The organism is Empedobacter sp. UBA5987 (assembly GCF_002429865.1).
Lineage (GTDB): Bacteria > Bacteroidota > Bacteroidia > Flavobacteriales > Weeksellaceae > Empedobacter > Empedobacter falsenii_B.
Genome location: NZ_DJBB01000004.1, coordinates 1 through 5,629, shown reverse-complemented (window position 1 = coordinate 5,629; position 5,629 = coordinate 1). Strand labels below are relative to the sequence as shown.

Sequence of the window (5,629 nt, the reverse complement as noted above, 5' to 3'; positions counted from 1 at the left end):
TGTGCAACAAGCACATTGTATTGGCAAAATGTGGGGTTAAATGTATAATAGAAGGATTTTTAATATTTATGCGCCGCTGCTTTTATCTCATATTTATTTATTGGATTAGATAAACTTATGTTTCATGTTATTTTTCAATTTAGTATGTTGTTTGTAAGACTTTTTACGTTATATTAAATTTAATATGAAGATTTTATTAATTATAATTCCAATATTTTCTTTTGGTCAAATTTCTCCAGAACTTAAAGTTTTTGTGGATAGTTTATCTATTGTTGATAGATACGAAAGTTCAAATATAGGCTATGGGGGAACAAATAGTAAAGTCTACGATTTATTTTTTGAAGCATCAAAAATAGCAACTGATAAGGAGGTAGAATACTTAGCTATAAATGGAAAAACAATTGTAAAAGCATATTTTTCTACGGAAGCAGTTGATAGAAAGTTACAATCATTAAATGACATTTTTAAATATCAGTTAGAAAACAATGAAGAGTTTGATAGGATTTATGGGTGTTTAGGAGGTAAAGAAGACTTGGTTTCTAAAATGTATTCTTCGGTTGTGAATTATACGTTAAACAGTACGTTATTAGAGCTTTATGGAGAGGAAACGAAATGGACTGAAAAAGAAGCATTTAAAAAATTAAGAGAATTTAATAATGTTATTAAGAATTCAGAATATTCAACGGATAAGCTTTTATCATATATTATTATTTACGATAAGAAAAATTTAAAAAAGAATTGTAAAAACATTCTTCCAATGATAAAGAATAAAGAATCAAAAGAGATACAATATGTATTGGATATCTGTAATAAATAAGGTTTACATTATATTTTATCATCAAAACCCAAAGTCAGTTTTTATAAATCACAAACTGGAAGTCCACTTCGAACCAAAGGTTACATTTCCTTCTTGAAGTACGATATCTGAATGTAAAAATTTGGCTGCATCTGCTGACTTTTTCACTTTAACGCTGCTTCGTTCCATCATCTCATTTTCGTATGGCTGTAAAACTTCTTCACGTAGATTGACTTGTTTATTTTGCGCATGATAAGCTGAGGTTATTTTTTGTGCCAAAAACAAAGCATCTAACAAAGCCTGATTGGCACCTTGCCCTTTGAAAGGACTCATCGGATGTGCTGCATCACCTATTAAAGTCACAGGACCTGCGTTTTCTAATAAATTTGGCGTTAATAAATTTCGGTCGTAAACAGGATATCCCGTAATTTGTTTAGCTTCGGTAGCTGCGATAATTTCTGGAATAGGAGAGTGCCAATGCGTTCTTTTCGCAACTTCTGTTTTTAAGGCTTCAGAACCTTTTCTACTTAAATTTTTAGCATCTTCTTCTGACATTGGAAAACTAAATTGCCACATAATCGATTCTTTGTCATAGGGCATCATATACATTCGTTCCGTTCCATTTGCGGTCTGAAACACTGTTGCACCATCTAACAAATGATTATCTAAATCTTTTAAAGCATTTAGTTTACAGATTCCTAAAATCACAATACAACCTAAATATCTCAAAGGATTTTTATCTTCGTTAATCAACAATCGACGAACCGAACTACGTATGCCGTCTGCACCAACAAGTAAATCAGCTTTAAAATGTTTTTTTATTCCATCAACATCAAACGTTAATTCGACTTTGTCATCAATTTTAAAATCAGTTAATTGATGATTCCATAAAACTTGTTTATCACCACCCAATTGCTCTAAAAAGGCCAAACGCAAAGATTGTCTTGCAATGTGAATATTGGTATGTTTATTTTTGTTTTTCGCTTCAATAGCTTCTTTGTCTTGCAATTTTCTTATTCCCCATTCGCCAATGACATTTCCTTCTATGGTATGTGCCAAATGCAGCGTAGAAACAATACCTTCATCTAAAGTTGTAATTCCAAACTTTTTTAGTTCTTTACTCGCTTGTTGTAACGTTAATCCATAACCTTGCGAACGATCGTTGAAAGCGCGATCACGCTCGAAAAGTGTAAAAGGAATTTGTCGATGCAAACATGCCAATGCCAACGCAATTCCACCAATTCCAGCACCTACAATTGCAATGTGAGGATAATCGTTTTCATTTGGTAAGGGAAGTTCTTCTGTCGCTGTCAGACCAGTTCCTAAGCAAGTTGTGCATATCTGCATCGAACTTTTTGGTTTGTTAGGAATAGTGCTATTGCTTTTATTTTTTTTCGATTGAGCAAGGGCAGCTTCATAACGCAATAGTTTCTTTTTCGAAACTCCTTGACTTTTTTTTCCAAGTCCATTGCAATTCTTGCAGCTTGTCCAATTTATTTGTTTACTCAATTCTAAAAATTTTTGCAAAAATACAATTTACTGTATTTTATTCTGTGTATTGTTTGATATTATATTTTGGAAATTACTAAAACTATTCTAATTTTTTGAATTACCAAGCTCTATTTGTGAAAGCGATAAATAATTTGTTCTTAGAAAATCATTTTTTGTAATTTATATTCAGTTTCTTGTTTATTTTCAAATTGAAAAAGAAGTTATGATTTAGTGCAGAAATCTGAATGTAAGATATTTTATTCTACGAAAAACCTCGTTTAATTATTTCTAAACGAGGTTTGATGATATTTTTGAGATAATTGTAACTCTTAAAATAAATGATGTTACTCGGTTATAACATTATTCAAAAAGTCTTGATTATTAACAAGTTGTTGAATAAGATTATCGATTGCTGGAGGTAAAAACTTTTCAAATTTAGCACCTTTTGTGTTTGCTTTTCCTGTAATTAAGTCAGTCCAAACAACTTTTCCATCTTTGTCAACCAATTGAAATTTAACTGTAATTTCTGGGATTAACTGAACAGTAGAGAATCCAGAAATTGCTTCATAATCTAATTTTTGTAACTCAGATTTTAGAATATAATCATTACTACCGTTAACTGAAATATTTTTTTCATTGAAACCATTTTTTATAGCTTCGGTTAAAATTTCTGAAACTGGTTTTTCCGCCATATATGCACCTGACATCGTTTGATTGTACATGTTTTTCTTGTAAAAAATAACCTTTTCATCACTGTATCCTCTCATGTCTTTCATTTCGTCAATTTTAACAATTTTACTAGAAGATAGTCTATCACTAACTTTTAGGTTCGATTGATAATTAATTTGCTTGACAGAATTAGATAAAGCACAACTTGTTAAGGTTATTAATGAGATACCCAAGAGAAGTGTTGTAAATTTTGATTTCATTTTTTATTATAATATATCTTTCCATAACGGAAAAAGTAATGTTTAATTGTAGATAAATTTACTAATAAGGATAATTGCATAGATTTCAAAATATTGTTATTAAAATAATACGAAGGATAGAAAAGAAATTATTGAGTGATTTTAATCCTGGATTAGGAATTGATAGATAAATTGTATTATTAGAAATTTTTGTGATAATTATTTTCTAAAAAGTAATAGTTAATCTAGGTTTATTAGTTTACTTTCTTTAATCGAAAATGTTAAGATACAAAACCAAAAAAGGATTTCAATTGAAATCCTTTTTCTATACTAACTAATTGATAAAATTATTTATCAATCGAACCCATTACGCGTTGCATAAAAGTATTGGCAGCAGTACGCTCGTCCAATCCTTCTTCTTCCATCATTTGCTTCATTTCCATAGCTCCACAAATGTTAGAAATCATTTCTCCAATTACTTCTTGTTCTGGCTCCTTTACAGCTGGAGAATCAGCATAAACTTCCAAAACTTCTAAAGCTGTTTCCATTGCTTCAATAGAAACGTTTTTTGCTAAATTCTTAAATACCGGCAGCTTCATTGATCAATTCTTTTACAGCATCAATTTTAGACGCAGTTACTTGTCCTACATTTTCTCCTCCTTTGAAAACCGCGAAAGTTGGTAAATTTGGAACTTCAGCTAATTTTCTTGATTCTACTAATTTTTCAGCATCAACATATAAAAACTCAGCTTGACCTTCATATTCAGCCGCTAATTTTTTGAATTTTGGTTTTACTAAACGGCAGTTTCCACACCATCCAGCACCATATTGTACAATTACTATATTGTTATCAGCAACTACTTGTGCTAAGTTATCTTGTTCTAATTCTGCAAACATTTTATTAATTTTTATAAGTTAAAAATTGGGTATAAAAAAGGCTGTCTAAGTGTTGAGCTTAGTGATTTTTATTGAAAATGAATTCGTTAAAATCTCCTGTCAAATTTTTTAGACAGCCTCTTCGTGAATTTTGAAAATCAAAAGATTTTCAAGTTATTTTTAGTGAGAAGCTAAGTAAGAAGCTACACCATCTTTAGTAGCGTTCATAGCATCTTTTCCTTCTTCCCAGTTTGCTGGACAAACTTCACCATATTTCTCAACGTGTAAAATTGCATCTAATAAACGTACATACTCATCGATGTTACGTCCTAATGGTAAATCGTTGATTGTTTCGTGACGAACAACACCGTTTTTGTCGATGATGAAAGTACCACGGTAAGCAACTGGAGCTCCTTCAAATTTTAAAGAATCGTTTTCTTCGTTGTAAACATATTCACCTGCTAATACACCATAATCCATAGCGATAGTTTTAGCAAAGTCTGCAACGATTGGGTAAGTAACACCTTCGATACCTCCGTTATCTTTTGCAGTGTTTAACCACGCTAAGTGCGTTTCTTCTGAATCACAAGAAGCAGCGATTACAACAGCATCTCTTTTTTCGAATTCAGCTAATTTAGCTTGGAATGCGTGTAATTCTGTTGGACAAACAAATGTAAAATCTTTTGGATAGAAGAATAAAACGATGTTTTTCTCTCCGATTGGCATTGAAAAGTTTTCAACGATTTCGTCTCCATCTATTACTGCTGGCGCTGTGAATAAAGGCGCTTTTTTTCCTACTAATGACATAATTTTAATTTTTTATATTTTGTTTTTTACTTCTCGATTTGATAAAACTTGTTACAGTTTTTATCTCTTTTACTGATGCAAATTTAGATTGATATTTTAAACTGTCCATATATTTTCAATTTCAAATATAGATTAAACTATAAATTATATTTATGATATATGATTAATAATAATTTATTGAAATTCAATACAACAAGCCTTTTTATCTTACCTCTACGCTAATTTACGAAGATTATTTACCTTAAAGAATGATATTCCTTATGTTGATGATTATTTAAAATGAATTAAATTTTAGATAACTATATACTTGAATGTACCAAGTAATTTTTCTTTAACAAGTTACGGTTTTCCGTAAAAATTCTCTTAAATCTTTTCATAGTTTTGTATTTATAATAATACAATAAAAATTAAATCATGAATCAAGAATTTAAAATAGGAGACAAAGTAATTCATAAGACTACTGAAGCATTTGAAATGATAATTATTGACTTTGAAAAACGCTGGGAAAATAATATAGCAAAACAAACTTTTACACCTAATCCAAAATATCCCATTTGTAGATATTACAACAGTAGAACTAACAAATGGGAAAAGGAAACTTTTAATGATTTTGAATTAGAACTTTTAGAAGAATAATAGGCACTCTCCTTTAAAGTGTGTAAGTTATAAATAACTTGGGTTAGGATATTTTTAAATTCTAACCCTTTTTTGATATAAATTCAAGAATTGATACCGGTAGTGCATTTGTATT

7 protein-coding genes are annotated in these 5,629 nt (G+C 30.1%); 2 read left to right on the top strand and 5 right to left on the bottom strand.

Translation table 11 applies throughout. The annotated features are described in order from the left end of the window. Window positions 1–184 precede the first annotated feature (184 nt). Window positions 185–817 (top strand): hypothetical protein, encoded by a 633-nt coding sequence (locus B3J26_RS00460; protein WP_115000077.1) that lies wholly within the window; start codon window positions 185–187, stop codon window positions 815–817. 48 nt (window positions 818–865) lie between these two features. Here B3J26_RS00460 and B3J26_RS00455 read toward each other — a convergent pair whose 3' ends face one another. From B3J26_RS00455 to B3J26_RS00435, 5 genes are all read right to left on the bottom strand, one after another. Beyond that, window positions 866–2,305, bottom strand: a complete 1,440-nt coding sequence (locus B3J26_RS00455; RefSeq protein ID WP_038336691.1) for an FAD-dependent oxidoreductase — start codon at window positions 2,303–2,305, stop codon at window positions 866–868. 326 nt (window positions 2,306–2,631) lie between these two features. After that, window positions 2,632–3,216 carry a hypothetical protein gene (locus B3J26_RS00450; RefSeq protein WP_038336692.1) on the bottom strand — a complete coding sequence of 195 codons (585 nt, stop codon included), beginning with the start codon at window positions 3,214–3,216 and terminating at the stop codon, window positions 2,632–2,634. A gap of 326 nt (window positions 3,217–3,542) precedes the next feature. Continuing rightward, on the bottom strand, window positions 3,543–3,794 hold the full coding sequence (locus B3J26_RS00445) for a DUF6952 family protein (RefSeq protein ID WP_038336694.1): 252 nt from the start codon (window positions 3,792–3,794) through the stop codon (window positions 3,543–3,545). Beyond that, window positions 3,775–4,092, bottom strand: coding sequence for a thioredoxin family protein (locus B3J26_RS00440; protein ID WP_038336696.1), 318 nt, complete (start codon window positions 4,090–4,092; stop codon window positions 3,775–3,777). The genes B3J26_RS00445 and B3J26_RS00440 overlap by 20 nt, the downstream gene beginning before the upstream one ends. A gap of 159 nt (window positions 4,093–4,251) precedes the next feature. Then, window positions 4,252–4,878, bottom strand: a complete 627-nt coding sequence (locus B3J26_RS00435; protein WP_125349304.1) for a peroxiredoxin — start codon at window positions 4,876–4,878, stop codon at window positions 4,252–4,254. 414 nt (window positions 4,879–5,292) lie between these two features. Here B3J26_RS00435 and B3J26_RS00430 point away from each other — a divergent pair, with 414 nt between their 5' ends. Then, window positions 5,293–5,514: a hypothetical protein gene (locus B3J26_RS00430; RefSeq protein WP_291072633.1), complete on the top strand. Its 222-nt coding sequence runs from the start codon at window positions 5,293–5,295 to the stop codon at window positions 5,512–5,514. Window positions 5,515–5,629 lie beyond the last annotated feature (115 nt).